This window comes from Tsukamurella sp. PLM1 (assembly GCF_023168325.1).
In the GTDB taxonomy this organism is placed as follows: Bacteria; Actinomycetota; Actinomycetes; order Mycobacteriales; family Mycobacteriaceae; genus Tsukamurella.
Window position 1 is genome coordinate 436,167 of record NZ_AP025688.1, and the last position, 18,310, is coordinate 454,476.

Annotated in this window: 21 protein-coding genes and 4 pseudogenes; 8 read left to right on the top strand and 17 right to left on the bottom strand. The window is 70.6% G+C overall.

What is annotated here, in order from left to right; genetic code table 11:
* Positions 1-36: 36 nt before the first annotated feature.
* Complete coding sequence (locus tag MTP03_RS02205) at positions 37-372, bottom strand: antibiotic biosynthesis monooxygenase (RefSeq protein ID WP_248490403.1); 336 nt, start codon at positions 370-372, stop codon at positions 37-39.
* Positions 373-414: 42 nt separating this feature from the next.
* On the opposite strand from MTP03_RS02205, the gene MTP03_RS02210 reads away from it, so the two are divergent.
* Positions 415-1,185 (top strand): alpha/beta fold hydrolase, encoded by a 771-nt coding sequence (locus MTP03_RS02210; RefSeq protein ID WP_248490404.1) that lies wholly within the window; start codon positions 415-417, stop codon positions 1,183-1,185.
* Positions 1,186-1,187: 2 nt separating this feature from the next.
* A complete protein-coding gene (locus tag MTP03_RS02215; RefSeq protein ID WP_248490405.1) occupies positions 1,188-2,066 on the top strand; it encodes an Fpg/Nei family DNA glycosylase in 879 nt (292 codons plus the stop codon).
* A 232-nt stretch (positions 2,067-2,298) separates the two neighbouring features.
* Here MTP03_RS02215 and MTP03_RS23275 read toward each other — a convergent pair whose 3' ends face one another.
* Positions 2,299-2,721, bottom strand: a complete 423-nt coding sequence (locus MTP03_RS23275; RefSeq protein ID WP_371820855.1) for a DsbA family protein — start codon at positions 2,719-2,721, stop codon at positions 2,299-2,301.
* On the opposite strand from MTP03_RS23275, the gene MTP03_RS23280 reads away from it, so the two are divergent.
* Positions 2,716-2,919, top strand: coding sequence for a hypothetical protein (locus MTP03_RS23280; protein WP_371820856.1), 204 nt, complete (start codon positions 2,716-2,718; stop codon positions 2,917-2,919). The two genes, MTP03_RS23275 and MTP03_RS23280, sit on opposite strands and share 6 nt — an antisense overlap.
* Here MTP03_RS23280 and MTP03_RS23285 read toward each other — a convergent pair.
* The 11 genes and pseudogenes from MTP03_RS23285 to MTP03_RS02270 form a co-directional block, all read right to left on the bottom strand.
* Positions 2,889-3,014: pseudogene (locus tag MTP03_RS23285) on the bottom strand (DsbA family protein); the annotation flags it as partial. The gene MTP03_RS23280 and the pseudogene MTP03_RS23285 sit on opposite strands and share 31 nt — an antisense overlap.
* Positions 3,015-3,098: 84 nt before the next feature.
* Entirely contained in the window at positions 3,099-3,290 is a 192-nt protein-coding gene (locus MTP03_RS02225) for a hypothetical protein (protein ID WP_248490408.1), read from the bottom strand.
* Positions 3,291-3,485: 195 nt separating this feature from the next.
* Entirely contained in the window at positions 3,486-4,367 is an 882-nt protein-coding gene (locus MTP03_RS02230) for a GIY-YIG nuclease family protein (RefSeq protein WP_248490412.1), read from the bottom strand.
* Positions 4,368-4,534: 167 nt separating this feature from the next.
* On the bottom strand, positions 4,535-5,071 hold the full coding sequence (locus MTP03_RS02235) for a hypothetical protein (RefSeq protein ID WP_248490413.1): 537 nt from the start codon (positions 5,069-5,071) through the stop codon (positions 4,535-4,537).
* The gene (locus MTP03_RS02240; RefSeq protein WP_248490414.1) at positions 5,068-5,709 is read right to left on the bottom strand and encodes a vWA domain-containing protein; all 642 of its coding nucleotides are present in this window, start codon (positions 5,707-5,709) and stop codon (positions 5,068-5,070) included. The genes MTP03_RS02235 and MTP03_RS02240 overlap by 4 nt, the downstream gene beginning before the upstream one ends.
* Before the next feature lie 41 nt (positions 5,710-5,750).
* The gene (locus tag MTP03_RS02245) at positions 5,751-6,116 is read right to left on the bottom strand and encodes a hypothetical protein (protein ID WP_248490415.1); all 366 of its coding nucleotides are present in this window, start codon (positions 6,114-6,116) and stop codon (positions 5,751-5,753) included.
* Positions 6,117-6,202: 86 nt separating this feature from the next.
* The gene (locus tag MTP03_RS02250) at positions 6,203-7,660 is read right to left on the bottom strand and encodes a catalase (RefSeq protein WP_248490416.1); all 1,458 of its coding nucleotides are present in this window, start codon (positions 7,658-7,660) and stop codon (positions 6,203-6,205) included.
* A 260-nt stretch (positions 7,661-7,920) separates the two neighbouring features.
* Positions 7,921-8,811 carry an ADP-ribosylglycohydrolase family protein gene (locus MTP03_RS02255; protein WP_248490418.1) on the bottom strand — a complete coding sequence of 297 codons (891 nt, stop codon included), beginning with the start codon at positions 8,809-8,811 and terminating at the stop codon, positions 7,921-7,923.
* 53 nt (positions 8,812-8,864) lie between these two features.
* Positions 8,865-9,707 carry an SDR family NAD(P)-dependent oxidoreductase gene (locus MTP03_RS02260; protein WP_248490419.1) on the bottom strand — a complete coding sequence of 281 codons (843 nt, stop codon included), beginning with the start codon at positions 9,705-9,707 and terminating at the stop codon, positions 8,865-8,867.
* Between the two features lie 10 nt (positions 9,708-9,717).
* Positions 9,718-10,647, bottom strand: a complete 930-nt coding sequence (locus MTP03_RS02265) for an oxygenase MpaB family protein (protein ID WP_248490420.1) — start codon at positions 10,645-10,647, stop codon at positions 9,718-9,720.
* A 46-nt stretch (positions 10,648-10,693) separates the two neighbouring features.
* Positions 10,694-11,549 (bottom strand): annotated as a pseudogene (locus MTP03_RS02270) (A/G-specific adenine glycosylase).
* A 71-nt stretch (positions 11,550-11,620) separates the two neighbouring features.
* On the opposite strand from MTP03_RS02270, the pseudogene MTP03_RS02275 reads away from it, so the two are divergent.
* A pseudogene (locus tag MTP03_RS02275) lies at positions 11,621-12,273 on the top strand (carbonic anhydrase).
* Between the two features lie 103 nt (positions 12,274-12,376).
* Here the strand turns inward: MTP03_RS02275 and MTP03_RS22535 are convergent.
* Positions 12,377-12,511 (bottom strand): hypothetical protein, encoded by a 135-nt coding sequence (locus MTP03_RS22535; RefSeq protein ID WP_256465209.1) that lies wholly within the window; start codon positions 12,509-12,511, stop codon positions 12,377-12,379.
* Between the two features lie 204 nt (positions 12,512-12,715).
* Between MTP03_RS22535 and MTP03_RS02280 the strand changes: the two genes are divergently transcribed.
* Positions 12,716-13,138, top strand: coding sequence for a BsuPI-related putative proteinase inhibitor (locus tag MTP03_RS02280; protein ID WP_248490430.1), 423 nt, complete (start codon positions 12,716-12,718; stop codon positions 13,136-13,138).
* A gap of 12 nt (positions 13,139-13,150) precedes the next feature.
* Here MTP03_RS02280 and disA read toward each other — a convergent pair whose 3' ends face one another.
* The 3 genes and pseudogenes from disA to MTP03_RS02295 form a co-directional block, all read right to left on the bottom strand.
* Positions 13,151-14,224, bottom strand: coding sequence for a DNA integrity scanning diadenylate cyclase DisA (gene disA / locus MTP03_RS02285; RefSeq protein ID WP_248490434.1), 1,074 nt, complete (start codon positions 14,222-14,224; stop codon positions 13,151-13,153).
* Between the two features lie 23 nt (positions 14,225-14,247).
* Positions 14,248-15,649 (bottom strand): annotated as a pseudogene (gene radA / locus MTP03_RS02290) (DNA repair protein RadA).
* A 24-nt stretch (positions 15,650-15,673) separates the two neighbouring features.
* Positions 15,674-16,267 (bottom strand): hypothetical protein, encoded by a 594-nt coding sequence (locus MTP03_RS02295; RefSeq protein ID WP_248490435.1) that lies wholly within the window; start codon positions 16,265-16,267, stop codon positions 15,674-15,676.
* A gap of 207 nt (positions 16,268-16,474) precedes the next feature.
* Here MTP03_RS02295 and MTP03_RS02300 point away from each other — a divergent pair, with 207 nt between their 5' ends.
* The 3 genes from MTP03_RS02300 to ispF are packed head-to-tail and all read left to right on the top strand — an operon-like array spanning position 16,475 to position 18,104.
* Positions 16,475-16,963 carry a CarD family transcriptional regulator gene (locus MTP03_RS02300; protein WP_068527521.1) on the top strand — a complete coding sequence of 163 codons (489 nt, stop codon included), beginning with the start codon at positions 16,475-16,477 and terminating at the stop codon, positions 16,961-16,963.
* A gap of 47 nt (positions 16,964-17,010) precedes the next feature.
* Positions 17,011-17,634: a 2-C-methyl-D-erythritol 4-phosphate cytidylyltransferase gene (ispD, locus tag MTP03_RS02305; protein WP_248490437.1), complete on the top strand. Its 624-nt coding sequence runs from the start codon at positions 17,011-17,013 to the stop codon at positions 17,632-17,634.
* On the top strand, positions 17,631-18,104 hold the full coding sequence (ispF, locus tag MTP03_RS02310; RefSeq protein ID WP_248490442.1) for a 2-C-methyl-D-erythritol 2,4-cyclodiphosphate synthase: 474 nt from the start codon (positions 17,631-17,633) through the stop codon (positions 18,102-18,104). Before ispD ends, ispF begins: the two co-directional genes overlap by 4 nt.
* The last annotated feature ends 206 nt before the right edge of the window (positions 18,105-18,310 follow it).

Here is an 18,310-nt window from a genome sequence, read left to right on the forward strand (position 1 = left end):
GCCGGTGCGGGCGCGTGGAGGCCGCGTGACACCGGGTTACGGCGCCGCCTTGCCCTGCACGTCGAGGACGACCTCGAACTCGAGGAGGTCGGCACCCGAGGCGACGGGCTTGCGGCCCTCGCCGCCGCCCGGGTTGCGTTCGCCGGCGTGGGCCTGGCGGGCCGGACCGTCGCGCCAGGCCTCGAAGGCCTCGTCCGACTCCCATTGCGTGACCACGAAGTAGCGGTCGTCGCCCTTCACCGGGCGCAGCAACTGGAAGCCGAGGAAGCCGGGCGAGTTCTCCACGGCGTGCGCTCGGTGCGCGAACCGCTTCTCGAGCTCGGGGCCCGCGCCCTCGGGGATGTGGATGGCATTGATCTTCACAACCGACATGGCTCCGACCATACCGCCGCCGGGCCGGGTAGGTTGGGGCCGATGGATGAGTGTGTGGGCCTGCGGGATTGGGGCGGCGGCGAGGGCGCCGCGCCGATCGTGCTGTTGCACGGCCTCATGGGCCGCGGTCGCACCTGGCGGCGGCAGATCCCGTGGCTGCGCCGATACGGCCGGGTGTTCACGTTCGACGCGGAATTCCACCGGGGCGCAAGACTTCCCGCCCCACCGGACGACATCACCACCGAACGATTCGTCACCGACGTCGCCGAGATCCTCACCTTCCTGGACCAGGGTCCGGCGACGCTGATCGGCCACTCCATGGGCGGCCTGCACGCCTGGTGCACCGCCGCCGAGTACCCCGAACTGGTGCGGGCGTTGGTGGTGGAGGACATGTCCCCGGAGTTCACGGGGCAGTCCACCGACACCTGGGCACCGTGGTTCGCGAGCTGGCCGGAGCGGTTCGCCTCGCAGGCCGATTGCGAGGCGCTGTTCGGGCGGGTCGCGGGGCGCTACTTCTACGAGGCGTTCGACGACGGTGCGCTGCACGGCGACATCGACGTCTTCCGCGCTATCGCCGACCACTGGGGCCCGCGCGACCATTGGCCGCAGTGGCGCGCCGTGCAGGCGCCCACGCTGCTCATCGAGGCCGAGTTCTCCGTCGTGCCGCCCGGGGTGGGGGAGCGCATGGTCGGCTCGTACGCGGGCCCCGACCTGCGGTACCTCAAGGTCGACGGTGCCGGCCACCTCGTCCATGACGACGCGCCCGACTGTTATCGGGGCGCGGTCGAGGCGTTCCTGTCCGGGTTGGATTAGTCGTGCCCGAGGGCGACACCGTCCACAACCTGGCCGCACGACTGCGGCCGGTCCTCGCGGGAAACGTGCTCACCGCGTGCGACATCCGAGTGCCGCGGTACGCCGGCGTCGACCTGACGGGCCGCACCGTCGGGTCCGTGACCGCGCGAGGCAAGCACCTGCTGATCGACGCGGACGGTGCCGTGATCCACAGCCACCTCAAGATGGAGGGGCAGTGGCACGTGTACCGCCCCGGCGAGCGGTGGCGCCGCCCCGCGCACACCGCCCGCGCGGTGCTCGCCGTCGCCGGGGCGCAGGTGGTGGGGTTCTCCCTCGGGAAGCTCGAGGTCCTCACGCCGGCCGAGGCCGACGGTGCCCTCGCCCACCTCGGGCCCGACCCGCTCGGTCCCGACTGGAATCCTGCCCGCGTCGCGGCGAACCTCGCGGCCGAGCCCGGCCGCCCCGTCGGGCTGGCGCTGCTGGACCAGAGGATCCTGGCGGGGGTGGGCAACGTGTATCGGAACGAGCTGTGCTTCCTGAGCGGGGCTCACCCGGCGACGCCGGTCGAGGGGTGCGGTGATCTGCGGGCGCTCGCCGGCGATGCGGCGCGGCTCCTGCGTGCCAACCTGGGGCACGGCCGGCGGGTGACGACGGGCGTGGACCGGAACGGCATGCGTGCCCGGGGCGCAGCGAGCGGGCCGGCGCACTTCGTCTACGACCGGGCGCGTCGGCCGTGCCTGCGGTGCGGGACGGCGATCGTCGCCGGATCACTCGGTGGCGCAGGCGATCCCGAGCGCACGATCTGGTGGTGTCCGAGGTGCCAGCCGCAGCAGGCGCGTCGGCGGTTCCACCGGGACCAACCTGTGGGGCGCGTTCGGGGTGCTGGCGGAGACGGTTCCTGACGAGAGTGAGTGGGGGCGTTCTGGTCGCGGTGTGTATTTGCTCGGCCGACGTGCCCGCGGGGCACCTGATCTGCCCGCGGTTCTGGGCTGAGACACCCGGAATGCGCTCAGGCACCCGGCATGCAGGGTGTCTACGCGCATTTCGGGTGTCGCGACGAGCGTGAGCGGGCGTTTCAGGTGTCGCGACGAGCGTGAGCGGGCGTTTCGGGGCTGCGGCGGCCGGCTCTGGGGGTCAGTCGCGCTGGGGAAGCTCGCAGCCGTCCGGGCCGCACGCCTCGGCGTTCCCATCGGCGTCGCTGCCGATCACGGTGAGCGGTTCGTCGCCGCGGGCCTTCGTCAGCGCCTCGGTGAACACCTCGGGCGGCTGTGCGCCGGACACGGCGTACTTGCCGTCGAACACGAAGAACGGGACACCGCCGATGCCGATGCGCTTGGCGGTCTCCTCGTCGGCGCGGACGGCATCCGCGTAGGCGGTCGGATCGTCGAGCACCGCGTGGGCGGCGGCACCGTCGAACCCGGCGGACTCGGCGATCTGCACGAGCCGATCCGTGCTGCCGAACGCGGGCGCGGCCTCGGCGAAGTTCGCGCGGTACAGCGCATCCAGCAGCGCCTCCTGGCGGCCCAGTTCGAGGGCCCAGTGGAGGAGGCGGTGCATGTCGAAGCTGTTGCCGCTGTCGCGGCCGTCGACCTGGTAGGGCAGGCCGAGCTGTTGCGCCTGCGCGCCCAGGCCCCGTTCGTTGGCGGCGGCCGGGCCTCGCTGATCCCGTACTTCGCGGCGATCCGTGGGACCACGGGCTCGGAGGCCCCGGCCGTGGGGTCCAGCTCGAACGAGCGGTGGATCACCTCGACCTGATCACGCTGCGGGAACGCGGCGAGCGCCTCCTCGAAGCGGGCCTTCCCGATGTAGCAGAAGGGGCAGTTGATGTCGGTCCAGACGTCGACGCGCATGTCCCGTGCAACGCCCGACGGTGCGCGCTGATTCCTTCGCCCCCGGTGTCGTTCTTGCGCGTCGGGCCACGACCGGTTCGCGTTCTAGCCGTACAGGGCCTCGAAAGCGGCGCGCGCCTTCGCAACTAGCGCAGCGCGCGTCGCCGGGGTCTTCGCTGCCGCGAGGTCGCAGAGCACGAAGTCGACCTGATCGGGCAGGCCGTTGTTCGACAAGATGAACCCCTTGCGAGCTTCTCCTAGCATGAACTCGAAGTTCGCGACCCGATCGGTGGTCATCGCGCCTCACTCTCGTCGAGAAGCCGTCCGACCGTCACGCGCAGAACCGGGGTGCTCGGGTGAGGCACTCGCGGGCGAACTCCGGGTTGTGGCTCTGTCTGCGTGTCGCCGCAGACGCGCGAACTCGCATGAGGTTCAGGCACAGAGCTGCGGCCGCGCGGGTTACCGCCGTGTCGTTCACCAGGCGTTGCAGGACTACGAGGTCGTCGGCGTGGAAGAGTGCCGACTCCGGCCCAGAGTCCTTGTACCCGGCATAGTCCAGGCGCGCTCCTTGGTCCGACGGGCAAGGGCGATGTACTCGTACTCGCTTCCATCGGTGAGTTCGGGTTCGTAGACGTGGACGAAGCCGCTCAGGTGGCCGGACTTCTTCGACCGGGTAATCGTGAGGGCCTCTGTGGAGCCCACCGACAGGCAAGCGACTGTGTCGGAACGCTGCGTTGTGTTTCCCCTGACCGTGGATGGCATGCAGCTCAGCGTCCAGTGGCGGACTTCGGTGTGCAAGGGGAGCGGGACGCACCGCGCGAGAAACGCGGCGACGATGTCGACGACGAGGCGCTGGTCGACATCAGCCAGCACCGACGAGAACCTTCCGAAGTTGTACGCCGCGCCAGCACTCAGCGTGTCGACTCCGGCACTCCGTTCCCCGGCGAGATCGACTCCATTGGCTGCCAGTCGATCGGCCCGCCATGACTCCTGGTCCTCGATGCTCATCAGTTTGTCGAACTGCTGGTCGGTCGCAAGGATCACGGACATCCCGTCCTTGTTCCGTGCGGTCAAGTGGTCGAACTGAGCTTGGTCGATCAACGTCTTCTCAACACAGAGGAGGTACCTGTTGGGGTCCGGTGCAGCGAGCGCTGCGGGCTCGGGGCGCAGCCGGATCGATGAGATGTCGTCGTACTTCTTCGCGTGGGCTCGGAAACGGTTGGCGATGTCGATCGCCTTGCCGACGTAGCACGAGCCGTCATGGAACTCGATGAGGTAGATGCCCGCTCGAGACGCGCCGAGCCTGGCGGCAATGGCGCGGGGAGTCGGGCAGTTTACGTGGATCGCGAAGCCGTTCGCGGCTGCCCAGTCCACAAGTGCATGCCGTCGGGCCTCGATCTCCGCCGTCGTCGGAGGTGCGACGGCAGGGTGCGCACGCAGGGGGAGCGACGGAGAGGATTCGTGAGACGCAGCTGGAAACGTGGTCGTCAGGGTCCAGTCGGGAGCCCAGGCGAGCGCTTCAACGACGACTTGTTCGGCGCTCAACTGATGGCGAATTCCACCGACTTCGACCCATGTCGACGTGTCGTCGAAGATCCAGCCCTCGGCGGGGTCCTTGCGCCACAATGCTTGTGCCCACGGTGCGCCGTCACGGCGAGCAACGACGTGCGTCGCCCCGTCTCTCGATCGATCGACCATGTGGTCCTCAATCCCGCTGCGACGAACGCGTCGAGTACATCGAGCAGAGGCGAACTGTTCGATGCGATCGCCTGAACCTCATCGCCATTCGCGGATTCGATGTCGTTGGCATCCGCACGGCACGCGAGTGGGATGGGCGGCTCGTCGGTCGTCGATGAGTCGACGTCCTGCGACAGGACCCATACGCCGTTGACAACCACCTTGTCGGTGTACTGCTCGCCGAGGACATCGGTCGCCAGCGCGATCGTGCCATCGGCGGTGCTGGTCAGCTCCACAGTCCCATCGAGGGCGAGGAGCCACATGCCGGCGACATAACTCCGCATGTCGACGTGCATCCCCCAGAAGATGTCGTCGACCAGAAGACCTTGGTGAGCGTTCACTCCGCCGCCTCGCGGCGCTCGGAGGGGGCGAAGGCGGGCATGGCGCCGGGGGCGCCGTCGAGCCTGGCTGACCGGTAGTCGCGGACCTTGCGGCCCACCATCTCCTGCGCCTCCTTGGCCCGCCCGCGGGAGTAGGTGACGGAGTACTCGTCCTTGACACCGATGCTGCGGCCGACCTCGATCGCGTCCTGGTCGGCGCCCATGTAGAGGAACTGCCAGCCGTACTTGTCGGTCTGGTGCTCGACCATGGCCTTGATCGCGGCGTGCGTGTACTCGGTGCTCGAGTTCTCCAGGCCGTCGGTCATGATCGCGACGATCACGGTGCCCGGGCGCTGGTCCTCGTCGAGCGCGGCGAGCTCCTGGCCGGCGTCGTGGATGAGCCTGCCCATCGAGTCGAGGAGCGCGGTGGAATGGCGCGGGATCAGGGTGAGCGGACGCACGTCGGCCACCGGAAGCCCCTGGAAGACGGGCGTGTACTCGGTGTCGAACTGTGCCAGCGAGACGATGCACTCCCCGTCGCCGGAGCGTTGCTCGGCGATGAAGGCGTCGAAGCCCTGCTCGGTGGCCTGCTTGATCGAGGCCATCGAGCCCGACCGGTCGAGGAGGAAGTAGATGTGTGTCTTGCGCGGGTCGGTCATGGTGGCCCCGTTTCGTGAGGTGAGTGGATGTCGGATGGTGGTCAAGAACGGCGACGGGCGGTGAACTTCAGTGGCGGCGCGGGTGCGGGCTCGCCCCGCTCCCTGTCGTACCGGGCCCGTTCGACCCCGGCGGCGGTCACCCGGCCGGCGTCGTTCGCGTAGCCGCCGAGGGTACGGGTGCGCGCGAGCCGGGGCCCGACGGCGTTCTCCGTCAGCCCGGCGCTGGCGCCGACCGCGCGGATCGACGCGCGGTCGTCGACCACGGCGCGGGCCATCGTCTCGTCGATCAGCGCCGAGAGCTGCTCCGCAGCCTCCCGGAGCGGAATCAGTGCCGCGGAGTCGGATTCGCCGTCGGCGGCGGTGACCAACTCGCGGATCCGGTCAAGAGTCGATCGCTCTGGGGGCATGACCCACCATAACGCACGAAGTGCGTATCCGCAATAACTGCGGATACGCACTTCGTGAGGTGCGAGCGCCGGCCGGCGGCGCGGGATCAGCCAGCTCCGCCCGCGTGCACGGCGCGCTCGATGGCGGCGCCGAGGTCGTCGTCGATGGCGCGCCAGTACTGGAAGGCGCGCTGCAGCACCGGTTCGCTGACACCGTCGAGCAGGTGTCCCGACACGTTCCCGACGAGCCGCTCGCGCGCGGCGTCGTCGAAGACCTCCCGGACGAGCGTGCGGGCCTGCGAGACGTCGTCGTCCTCCGGGTGGGCGACGTACGCCGACCGCACGATCTCCCCGTCGGCGGCCCACTGCGGTTCCGGCTGACCCGGGTAATCGGCGGCGGGCCCGCCTTTCGAGTTCGGGGCGTACACGGGATCGCTCACCGGATGGATCCGCATCGCGCCGTCCTTGGAGTAGCTGCGCACCTCGTTCCGCGGCGAGTTCACCGGGATCTGCTTGTAGTTGGCGCCCAGGCGGGCGCGATGGGCGTCGGCGTACGCGAACACGCGGCCCAGCAACATGCGGTCCGGGCTCAGTCCGATCCCGGGAACCAGATTGCTGGGCTCGAACGCGGCCTGCTCGATCTGCGCGTGGTTGTCCGTGGGGTTGGTGTGCAGCGTCATGCGCCCGACCTCGTGCAGCGGGTAATCGCCGTGCGGCCACACCTTGGTCAGATCGAACGGGTTGAACCGGTACGTCTTCGCGTCGTCGAACGGCATCAGCTGCACCTTGAGCGTCCAGCTGGGGTGGTCCCCGGCCTTGACCGCGTCGAACAGGTCGCGCACATGGTGGTCGCCGTCGGCGCCCGCCAGACGGTCCGCCTCCTCCTGCGTGAGGTACTCCACGCCCTGATCGCTGATGAAGTGGTACTTGACCCAGTGCTTGACGCCCTCGGCGTTGACCCACAGGTAGGTGTGCGAGCTGTAGCCGTTCATGTGCCGCCACGTCTTAGGAATTCCTCGGTCGCCCATGAGCCAGGCCACCTGGTGCGCCGTCTCGGGCGAGAGCGTCCAGAAGTCCCACTGCATGTCGTGGTCGCGGAGGTTGTTGTCGGCGCGGCGCTTCTGCGAGCGGATGAAGTGCTGGAACTTCATCGGGTCCCTGATGAAGAACACAGGGGTGTTGTTGCCCACCATGTCGTACACCCCCTCCGAGGTGTAGAACTTGAGCGCGAAACCGCGGGGATCGCGCCAGGTGTCGGCGCTACCGCGCTCTCCGGCCACCGTCGAGAAGCGGGCCACCATGTCCGTCTTCGCACCCGGCTGGAACAGCGCGGCGCACGTGTACTGCGAGACGTCGGATGTGTTCTCGAAGCTGCCGAACGCGCCGCTGCCCTTCGCATGCGGCTGCCGTTCCGGGATCCGCTCACGGTTGAACTGGGCCATCTGCTCGATCAGGTAGTGATCGTGCAACACGATCGGGCCGCCCGCGCCGACGGTGAGCGACAGCTCGTCGCTCCCGGCCGGGGCGCCGGAATCGGTGGTCGTGTAGTTGGGCTCGTTCGACATGCCTTCTCCTCACTGGTAGGTGGCACGGCCGATCCGGCTGGGCGAGCGAGGCATCCGCGCGGCGGGCTGTGGCGATCCAGCGGGCCTCGGTCGCGAGTCAGGCAGTTCGACCGTTGCTGAAGCGGTCTAACATCGCCGACGATACGCGCTTCCGCGCGTCCGTGTTGCCCGGATCTCGCGGGCCCCGCGCGGCGGGCGGGGCCCGCCGGGGCCGGGGCGCTACGCGAGCCGCGCCCGGTACTCGGGCTCGAACTGCGGGTTCACCCCGCGTCCGCCCAGAACGTGGCGGAGGAGGCGCCGGCGCCGATCACCATCCCCGCCATCGCGGCGATGGAGTCCGAATCGCCGTTGGAGGTGGCCGCCCACTGCAGCGCCTCGAACGGCGACAGCGGCGCCTCGGCGACCATGAGCGCCAGCGCCGTCGCGGTGCCGGCGTCCCAGCCCTCACCGACGCCCGCGCACGGGTCGCCGGTGGCGCCCGCGGCCAGCCGGTCCTGCGCGTGCACGAGGTGCTCGCGGAGGATGGCGGCATCGTCGGCCAGCCAGGCCGGAAGATCCACGCCCAACGGCGCGACGGCCTCGGCCAGGAACGGTTCGGCCAGACCGGGCCAGGAACCGTCGACGATCGAATCCAGCACCGAAACGGCTTGCGGCAGAAGGGGGCCGCCGGGCCTGCGGACCGCGTCGGCGAGAACGATCGCGGAGATCACCGCCAGCGGGTGCCGGTGCGTGATCACGGCCTGCAGCGTGGTGAGCCCGACCCAGCGCTCGTCGTCGGTGGTGGCCGGCAGCAGGCGCATCACGGCGCCGCACCCGCCCGACTCGATTGCGCCGCCGGGCTCGAACCACTGCCGGCCGGCGTCCAGGTTGCGGATGGACCCCATACAGGTGTTCCCGGGTGCGCGGTCGTTGAGCGGCGAGTGGGCCCACGCGCTGAACTCGCGCGTGATCGCGTCCGTCGCCTCGGCCACCGACTGCCCGGGGCGCAGCGCGTCCTCGAGCGCGAGCGTCATCTGCGTATCGTCACTGATCACCCACGTGTCCGACGGTGGCGCGACCGGCGCACGCATCTGTGCGTACGAGGTGAATTCCACCTGATAGCCCCAGGCGTCGCCCGCGGCCAGGCCGATCAGCGCGTTCCGATAGTTCATGTCGTCCTCCCTCGCCGTGGAGCGTAGCCAGGGTGGTGACAAGAAATCAGGGTTCAGAGCGGATACTTCACACCGGTGAGGTTCTCCGAGACGTCCCACAACTCGGCCCACTTCGCGCGGTCCTTCGACACGGCGGTCGTCGAGCACTTGCCGACCTTCCCGCGGGATTGGAACAACTCCGTCGGGCCCCACCACGGGTGCGGATCGAGATCGCGATCGGTGGCGGCCAGGATCAGCGACTGCGCGGCCTTCTCCGGCGGGTTGTTCAGCAGGGCGACCGCGGGCTTCAGCACGAAGTCGAGTGGGGTGTCCGTGCGCGCGAACAGGCCGGTCGGGGAGACCCCGGGATGCACGTAGTACGCCTTCTTCGACGACCCCGCGGCCTCGAACCGGCGCTGCAGCTCCCGCGCGAACATCATGTTCGCGAGCTTGCTCTGCCCGTACGCCTCGGTGCGAAGGTACTTGCGGGAGTTGTAGTTCGGATCGTCCATCCGCCAGCGATAGTTCTGCTGGTGCGCAACGGACGAGACCGCCACCACGCGGTCCGTCAGCCGGTCCAGGAGCAGGCCGGTGAGGGCGAAGTGCCCCAGGTGGTTCACGCCGAACTGCATCTCGAAGCCCTGCTTCGTGCGGCGCAGCGGGATGTTCATCAGGCCGGCGTTGTTGACGAGCACGTCGACCTCGGCGGTCCGGTCGGCGAACGCCCGCACGGAGTCCAGGTCGGCCAGGTCTAGGGCCTCGACGGTCACGTCGCCGTCGATCCCGTCGGCGATGCGCTGGGCGCCCGCGACGTCGCGGCACGCCATCACGACGCGGCCGCCGGTGGCGGCGAGGTGGCGCGTCACGATCTCGCCGAGTCCCCCGTTCGCGCCGGTCACTACATAGGTGGTGGTCATGGCGGCCAGCCTACGAGGCGGTCGCGGGACGCGCCGCGCGGCCGTAGCGCTCCCGCGCCTCCGCGGGCGTGACGGTGCCCGACGGCTCGTCGGCCTGCGTGAAGTGGCGGCGCAGGATCTCGCCCGTCATGGGCGCGACGAGCGCGCCGAGCCGGACGGTGCCCGCGGCGTGCTGGGCCGACGCGGCGCGGACCGCGAGGCGGACGGCGAGCGGGTACGCCCCGTCGACGATCCCGGGCTGGTCGAAGCCGCCCATCTCCCGCATCCACGCCGGCAGGGTCGCGGCGGTCGCGGGCGCGATGAGTGAGCTGCCGACGCGCAGCTTCAGCCCGCGGTCGCGGGTGCGCAGCAGGTAGTGCATGCCGGTGCGGGCGCGCTCGGTGAGCGCGAGCGTCGGCCGTACCCGCGCGAAGTACTTCCGCACCTCGTCGCGCGAGGTCGGCACCTCGGCCGGGTCGCAGGTCTGCAGCTCGGCGGCGACGACGCAGTCGCGCCAGTACCGCGCCTCCTCGTCGGCGGAGAGCGGGCCGGGGCCGTACATCTCGTAGCACTTGAGCACGGAGTGCCAGCCGGTCACGTGGATCCACAGCTGCGAGGCGGGGTTGTTGGCGCTGTACCGCTTCCCGGTGATCGGCTCGATGCCGGTGGCCTTGCGGTGCACGTCCATGAGGTGCTCGGACGCCTCGATCGCGGTCTTCGAGTCCGCGGTCGCGACCAGCAGGAAGTAGGCGAGCGTCCGGTCGAGCCGGCCGAACGGGTCGGTGTAGATCCCCGCCGAGTCCGCGACCGCGGCGGTGAGGTTCGGGTCGAAGTGTTCGAGCACCACCGAGCGCTGGAATCCGATGAGCGCCGTGGGCGAGGCCCACACCTTCCAGGTGGGTGAGTGCGGGCCGAAGAATCCCTGGTCGGTGACGCGCAGTGCGCCGTTTGAGAGCTTCATGACCTGAATCTATCACCAATTGCTACACATGTGAATAAAAATCTCCTCAGGCCTCTCCGGCGAGCGCGAAGAGCCCGTCATCGGTCTGCTCGACCAGTCCGTCCATCAGCAGCGAGTCCAGTGCGCGGTCCCGCTGCGCCGGATCGCGCTGCCACGCGAGGTCGAGACTGGCGCGGGGGACGGCACCGTCGGAACCCCGCAGTACGTCGAGCAGCCGGCCGCGTGCCTGCCGGTCGGTGCCCTCGTACTTCTGCACCTTCCGGGGCGCAACCGTGTCCGACGGCGCCCCTGCCGCCAGCCAGGCGCACTCGTGCTCGATAGGGCACTCCTCGCACCGCGGCGAGCGGGCGTTGCACACCAGCGCGCCGAGTTCCATCAACGCCGCCGACAGTCGCGGCCGGCGCGGCGCCGGCACGGTGTCCAGGACCGCGCGCACGGCCGCCAGGTCCCGCTTCGCCGACGGTGCCGCCGCATCCGATTCGCCGCCCACGGCGCGCGCGAGCACCCGGCGGACGTTGATGTCGACCACCTCGGCGTCGTGTCCGAACGCGAAACACGCCACCGCGCGGGCGGTGTAGTCGCCCACGCCCGGCAGGGACAGCAGCTCGTCGACGTCGGCGGGGACGGCACCGTCGAACCGCTCGACGAGGGCCTGCGCGCACGCGTGCAGCCGCATCGCCCGGCGCGGGTAGCCGAGCTTGCCCAGGCGCGGACCGCGTCGGCGCCGGTGGCTGCGGCGAGATCGGCGGGGTCGGCCAGCGCTGCATCCACGCGCGCCAGACCGGCTCGACCCGCACGACCGGCGTCTGCTGCAGCATGACCTCGCTGACCAGGATCGCCCACGCGCCGACGCCCGGGGCGCGCCACGGCAGGTCGCGCTCGGCCGCGTCGAACCAGCTCATCACCAATGTGAAGTCCGGGACAGAAACCGCGGTGTTGTTTCGGGGGTGCGCACGAGGTGCATTATGGACCCATGCCCACTTCGACTCCTCCCGGCGCCTGGCGCGCCCTCCGTGACGGTAACCGGCGCTTCGTCGAGGAGCGCCTCAGCATCCGAACCAGGGGCACAGTCGCGTGGCGGAACTCGCGAACGGGCAGCAACCCACCGCGGTGCTGTTCGGCTGCGGTGACTCCCGCGTCGCCGCCGAGGTGATCTTCGACCAGGGCCTCGGCGACATGTTCGTGGTGCGTACCGCCGGCCACATCCTGGATGCGGCGGTGATCGGGTCGATCGAGTACGCGATCGAGATCCTCCACGTGCCGCTGATCGCGATCCTCGGGCACGACAGCTGCGGCGCCGTCGCGGCCACCGTGAACACGCTGGACACCGGCGTCATGCCGCCCGGCTACATCCGCGACATCGTCGAGCGGCTCACTCCATCGATCCTGGCCGGTCGGCGCGAGGGCTTCACCGAGGTCAACGACTTCACGGCCCAGCATGTGATGGAGACCGGCTGGCTGCTCATGGAGCGCTCCCGGATCATCGCCAAGGGCGTCGAGGAGGGGCGCGTCGCGATCGTCGGCCTCACGTACGAGCTCGCCGAGGGGCGGGTGCGCCTGCGCGGCTCGGTGGGCGACATCGGTGAGGATGCCACGTCGCCGTTCCGTGCCGTTCGGCCGGCGTGATCGACCCATCTGAAGACACGCCGCTGCAGGTCAGCGGCATGCAGCCGGGGAGCCGATACCGTTGAACCGTGCTTGAACCCAACGGACCCCTGCCGCCCGAGATCTACTGGCGCCGCCGCGTGCTGGCTGCTGTCTTGGCGCTGCTGGCCGTGCTCGTGGTCGTGCTGTTGATCATCTTCGTCGGCGGCGGCAAGGATTCGTCGGACACCGCATCAGCGGCGTCGTCGTCGCCGGTCACCACCGGCGCTCTCCCGCCGTCCCAGGCGCCCGACGGTGCCGATCGCTCTGCCGCGCCGAACAACGGCGCGGGCGGCGCCGCCGGTTCCGGCGGCCAACAGTCCGGCGCGCCCGGATCGGGCGGACAGCCGGGCGCGTCCGCGTCGTCCGCCGGGGCATCGGGCGGCGGCGTCCCGACGCCGGGCGCCGTGGTCGCCGGCGGGCCGTGCCCGACGCCAACATCTCGGTCGTCGTCGTGGCCGACAAGGCGACCTATGCGGTGGGCGAGCAGCCGACGTTCGAGGCCACCGTCACCAACGCCGGCTCTGTGCCGTGTTCGCGTGACATCGGCACGGGCCAGCAGCAGCTCATCGTGCTCACCCTGGACGGCTCCAAGCAGCTGTGGTCGAACTTCGACTGCACTTTCCAGCCGGAGATCAAGAACGAGGTCATGCAGCCCGGCCAGCAATTGCGGTACCAGCTGCAGTGGGCGGGCACCACCTCGGCGCCCGGATGCCAGGCGCAGCGCGTGCCCGTCGCTCCCGGCGCGTATCAGGTGGTCGCGCAGCTCGGCGCGAAGCGGAGCGCGCCGGTGACGTTCAACGTCGTCAAGGCCGCCCCCGCCCCGGCGACCGGATCGGGGAATTGACGGCTTCCGGATTCAGAACCGCTCGACCGACGCCTCGGCCAGGCGGGAGAGGCCCTCGCGGGCCTGCCGCGCACCGTCGGACCCGATGCCGGGGACGGCCTGCAGATCCGCAGCGGACGCGGCGAGCAGCGTCTGCAGCGTGCCGAATGCGCCGACGAGTGCCTCGACCTGCGGGGCGCGCAGGCGCGGCACCGAACCGAGGAGGCGGTAGCCGCGGGGCGATACCGGATCGTCCTGCGCCTCGACGGTGCCCGAGAAGCCCAGGGCCGCAGCGATGGTCGGGGCGCTGAGCAGCTCCGCGTCGGTGAGCGCGTCGATCGCCGCTTCGGCGGAGTGCCGGGCCCCGTCGCCGACGGGGAGGTAGTCGCGCAGCACGGGTTCGCGCAGGGAGGTGGCGTCGCCGAGCAGGTCCTCGAGCTGGAGCGCGATCTGCCGGCCGGACGTGCCGAGTTCGAGCACGTACTGCTCGATCTCGACGGCGAGCCGCCGGACCAGCTCCAGCCGCTGCACCACGAGCGAGACCTCGCGCAGCGTCACCACGTCCTCGATCTCCGCTCTGGACAGATGCGCGAGCACCTCGTCGAGCCGATGCGCGTACCGCTCCAGTGTGGCGATCGCGAGGTTCGCGCGGGAGAGGATGGGCGCCGCGTCGTCCACCAGGTGCCGCACCCCGACGTAGGCGTGCACGATCGACATCGACGCGCTCACCGAGATCACGGGGTACCCGGTCTGGATCGCGGCCCGCTCGGCCGAGCGGTGCCGGGTGCCGGATTCCTGGGTGGGGATCGACGAATCGGGCATCAGCTGGACGTTCGCGCGCACGATCCGGGTGCCATCGGTGGACAGGACCACCGCGCCGTCCATCTTGGCGAGCTCCCGCAGTCGGGTGGGCGCGAACTCGACGTCCAGGTGGAAACCGCCGTCGCAGATCTTCTCCACCGCGTCGTCGTAGCCGAGCACGATGAGCGCGCCCGTGCGGCCGCGCAGGATCCGCTCGATCCCGTCGCGCAGGACGGTGCCGGGCGCGACGCGGATGACGGTGTCGCGCAGCGGCGCGTTGTCGGCGAACGCGTCTTCCAGATCCATAGCGGTAGGTTAACCCGCGTGGCTCACTCCGCCGCCGCGGTGACGGATCGGCCACCGAGCCGCGCGAGGCGCAGCGCGTCGGCGACGGTCGCGGTCTGCGCGATCCGCATGTCGCCGACGCGGAGCTTCTCCGAGGTCGGGGGCACGATCGCGTGGGTGAACCCCAGCCTGTGGGCCTCGGCGAGCCGGCGCTCGAGCCCCGTCACCCGGCGTACTTCCCCGGCCAGGCCCACCTCGCCCAGGACGACGGTGTGCGGGCGGAGCGCCCTGTCGACGTCGCCGGACGCGATCGCCAGCGCCAGCGCCAGATCGGCGGACGGTTCCGTGATCTTCATCCCGCCGACGGTGGCCGCGTAGACGTCCTTCTGCGGCAGATTGGCGAGCCCGCCGTAGCGGGCGAGCACGGCGAGGATCATCGCCACGCGCGCCGAGTCGAGGCCCGACACCGCCCGTCGGGGCTGGGGGAGTGGGGTCGGCGTCACGAGCGCCGGAGCTCGCCGAGCATGGGCCGCTTACCGTCGAGGCCGACGGTGACCGCGGTCCCGGGGACGGCCTCGTCGCGGTGGTGCAGGAACAGGCCCGACGGGTCCGTGACCTCGGCGATGCCCGACTCGCGCTGCTCGAAGCAGCCCACCTCGTCCGAGGCGCCGAACCGGTTCTTGACGCCGCGCACCATGCGCAGGGTGGAGTGCTTGTCGCCCTCGAAACTGAGCACCACGTCCACGAGGTGCTCCAGCGAGCGCGGGCCGGCCACCGCCCCGTCCTTGGTGACGTGGCCGACGAGCACGACGGCGATGCCGGAGGCCTTCGCGAGCGACGTGAGCGTCGCCGTGATGGCGCGGACCTGCGTGACGCCGCCGTGGACACCGTCGACGCCCGAGGCGGAAAGGGTCTGCACAGAGTCGACCACCATGAGGGTCGGGGAGATCTGCTCGACGTGGCCGAGCACCGTCCCGAGGTCGGACTCGGCGGCGAGGTACAGGTGGTCCGAGAGCGCGCCGGTGCGCTCGGCGCGCAGCCGCACCTGCCCGGCGGACTCCTCGCCCGTGACGTACAGCGACGTGCCGCGGCCCGTCGTGGCCCAGCGGTGCACGACCTCGAGCAGCAGCGTCGACTTTCCCACGCCGGGCTCGCCGGCCAGCAGGATCACCGATCCGGGGACGATGCCGCCGCCCAGCACCCGGTCCAGTTCGCCGATGCCGACGGGCAGCGCCCGCGTGGAGTTCGGGTCGATCCGCGTGATCGGGACGGCCGGGCTCGACGGCAGGACGAGGCCGACGTTCGACGCCGGGCCAGATGCGCCGGGCCGCCCGGGGAGGCCTCCTCCATCGTCGACCAGGCGCCGCACGAGGGGCAGCGGCCGACCCATTTGGGCACGGTGTGACCGCATTCGGTGCAGGTGTACTGCACCTTGGCTTTCGCCATGACTACCGGAGGGGCGGCGTGCGGTTAGTGGCCGCCGCCGGTGCCGTGCTCGCCGGCGGCGTGGTCACCGGCGGCCGGGGTGATGCCGACGGCGGACGCCGCGCCGGCGCCCGCGTCGAGGGGCACGTCCAGTTTGAGGGAACCGGCGCGCTCGAGGTGGAACCAGACCTGCTTGGTCAGGCCCGGGCGCCACGTGCCGTCGACCGGGACCGTGACCTTCAGCCGGGTGACGCCGGAAGCGTCGCTGCTGCCGGCCGGGGCGGCGCCGTACAGCGAACCGCCGGGGGCGAGGGTGGTGTCGCCGCTGATGGTGGCCGAAACGTTGTTCTCGAGGGTGATCGCCTTGAGCTTGTCGCCGGTCTTGGGGTTCAGGTTGGAGACGACGAACGCGAGCTTGCCCTGGCCGCCGGTGACCGGGAACAGGACGTGCACGTCGCTGATCGCGATCTGCTGATCGACGAAGGTCTGATTGGCGCCGTTGACGGCCGCCACCTGGTTGGCGGTCTGCGAGATCTGGCCCGCGCCGCAGGCGGAGACGGACAGCAGGGCGCCGGCGGCGAGCAGGGCTCCCGCGATGCCGGTCGCGGTGCGGCGGGTCGAGACGGTGCGTGCGGCCACGGTTCCTCCAGTTTCCTCCCGTGCGCGGCGACACCCGCGTGCGGACAAGGCTGAGTATGTCACCACGCAGCGTAGTAGAAGACGTGTTGCGGTGTGCCGTCGGGCCGGAGGCGGGTGGCGGTCGAGCCGGAAGCGGGTGATCGGCGCGGCTGAACCCGCGGAATCGACCGGTGTTATCCTGGTCATATCGAAAGGGGCAAGGATCAGATGATTTTCAAGGTCGGAGACACCGTTGTCTACCCCCATCACGGTGCCGCACTGATCGAAGCTATCGAGATCAAGACCATCGGTGGACGTGAGCGCGAGTATTTGGTGCTCAAGGTCGCACAGGGTGATCTGACGGTCAAGGTTCCCGCTGAGAACGCCGAGGTGGTCGGTGTTCGTGACGTGGTCGGCCAGGAGGGCCTGGACAAGGTCTTCCAGGTGCTGCGCGCGCCGCACACCGAGGAGCCCACGAACTGGTCGCGCCGGTACAAGGCGAACCTCGAGAAGCTCGCTTCGGGCGATGTGAACAAGGTGGCCGAGGTCGTCCGCGACCTGTGGCGGCGCGAGCAGGACCGCGGCCTGTCCGCCGGCGAGAAGCGCATGCTCACCAAGGCCCGTCAGATCCTGGTCGGTGAGCTGGCGCTCGCCGAGTCCACCGACGACCAGAAGGCGGAGTCCCTGCTGGACGAGGTGCTGGCGGCGGCGTCCTGACGGTCGTCGCGCTGGTCCCTGCCGCCGGGCAGGGGACGCGCCTGGGGATGAACATCCCCAAGGCGTTCGTGAAGCTTCAAGGCCGTCCACTGCTCTCCTGGGCAGTGGGCGGTCTTCTCGCATCTTCGGTGGTCGACGAGGTGATCGTCATGGTCCCGCCGGACATGCTCGACGATGCCCGGGCGCTGGTCCCGCAGGCGCACGTCGTGGTCGGCGGGGCGGAGCGCACCGATTCGGTGCGGGCCGGGCTCACCGCCGCGGCCGCCGGGCGCGGAGCGGCGGAACTGGTGCTCGTGCACGACGCGGCGCGGCCGCTCACTCCGGCACCGATGATCGCGCGGGTGGTCTCCGCGCTCCGGGACGGCGCGTCCGCCGTGATCCCGGTGCTCCCGGTGGCGGACACCGTCAAGCGTGTCTCGCCCGACGGTGCCGTGGTCGCCACCGTCGACCGGACGGACCTGCGCGCCGTGCAGACGCCCCAGGGATTCACCGCTGCGGCTCTGTGCGGCGCCTACGACGCGGCGCCCGGCGCGCTCGCCACCGACGACGCCGGGCTCGTCGAGCGGGCCGGCGGCACCGTCGTCACCGTGCCGGGCGATCCGCTGGCGATGAAGATCACCACAGCCTTCGACCTGCGGGTCGCGGAAGTTCTTGCGCAGGAGCAGAAATGATCATTCCCCGCGTCGGCATCGGCACCGACGTCCACCCGATCGAGCCGGGTCGGCCCTGCTGGATGCTCGGTCTCGAGTTCGACGGTGACGGTTGTTCCGGGCACTCCGACGGCGACGTCGCGGTGCACGCGCTGTGCGATGCGCTGCTCTCCGCCGGCGGGCTCGGCGACCTGGGCACCGTCTTCGGGGTGGGGCGCGCGGACAACGTGGGGATCACCGGGGCGTCGATGCTCACCCACGTGCGCTCACTGCTGTCCGAGGCCGGTTTCACGGTCGGGAACGCCGCGGTGCAGCTGATCGGGAACCGTCCCAAGGTCGGGCCGCGGCGGGAGGAGGCCGTCGCGGTGCTGAGCGAGCTGCTCGGGGCGCCCGTGTCCGTCTCCGCCACCACCACCGACGGCCTCGGCCTCACCGGCCGCGGCGAGGGCGTGGCCGCCGTGGCCACGGCGCTGGTCTACGCCGCGGGCTGACCCTCGGGACGGCAGCTCACGGGCGCTCGCCGGGGCGGGCCGTGTGTCGACGTCACGAGCTATGCGTAGCGAGCATAGGTGTAACAACTGCAGGTCAGGGCTATTTCTGCAACGGCCTGCTATGCGCGACACGCATGCCCCTCCGTCAGCGGGCGCGACAACGCGGGCTGCCCCCAGAAACACACGAACCGCAGGCGTGGAGCCGC

Excerpts from the sequence above, each read along its gene's own strand:
- ispD (WP_248490437.1), top strand. The coding sequence starts at position 17,011 with ATGAACATCCCCAAGGCGTTCGTGAAGCTTCAAGGCCGTCCACTGCTC.
- MTP03_RS02210 (WP_248490404.1), top strand. The coding sequence starts at position 415 with ATGGATGAGTGTGTGGGCCTGCGGGATTGGGGCGGCGGCGAGGGCGCC.
- MTP03_RS02255 (WP_248490418.1), bottom strand. The coding sequence starts at position 8,811 with ATGAACTATCGGAACGCGCTGATCGGCCTGGCCGCGGGCGACGCCTGG.
- MTP03_RS02250 (WP_248490416.1), bottom strand. The coding sequence starts at position 7,660 with ATGTCGAACGAGCCCAACTACACGACCACCGATTCCGGCGCCCCGGCC.
- ispF (WP_248490442.1), top strand. The coding sequence starts at position 17,631 with ATGATCATTCCCCGCGTCGGCATCGGCACCGACGTCCACCCGATCGAG.
- MTP03_RS02300 (WP_068527521.1), top strand. The coding sequence starts at position 16,475 with ATGATTTTCAAGGTCGGAGACACCGTTGTCTACCCCCATCACGGTGCC.
- MTP03_RS02205 (WP_248490403.1), bottom strand. The coding sequence starts at position 372 with ATGTCGGTTGTGAAGATCAATGCCATCCACATCCCCGAGGGCGCGGGC.
- MTP03_RS02240 (WP_248490414.1), bottom strand. The coding sequence starts at position 5,709 with ATGACCGACCCGCGCAAGACACACATCTACTTCCTCCTCGACCGGTCG.
- disA (WP_248490434.1), bottom strand. The coding sequence starts at position 14,224 with ATGGATCTGGAAGACGCGTTCGCCGACAACGCGCCGCTGCGCGACACC.
- MTP03_RS02245 (WP_248490415.1), bottom strand. The coding sequence starts at position 6,116 with ATGCCCCCAGAGCGATCGACTCTTGACCGGATCCGCGAGTTGGTCACC.
- MTP03_RS02265 (WP_248490420.1), bottom strand. The coding sequence starts at position 10,647 with ATGAAGCTCTCAAACGGCGCACTGCGCGTCACCGACCAGGGATTCTTC.
- MTP03_RS02260 (WP_248490419.1), bottom strand. The coding sequence starts at position 9,707 with ATGACCACCACCTATGTAGTGACCGGCGCGAACGGGGGACTCGGCGAG.
- MTP03_RS23275 (WP_371820855.1), bottom strand. The coding sequence starts at position 2,721 with ATGCACCGCCTCCTCCACTGGGCCCTCGAACTGGGCCGCCAGGAGGCG.
- MTP03_RS02225 (WP_248490408.1), bottom strand. The coding sequence starts at position 3,290 with ATGACCACCGATCGGGTCGCGAACTTCGAGTTCATGCTAGGAGAAGCT.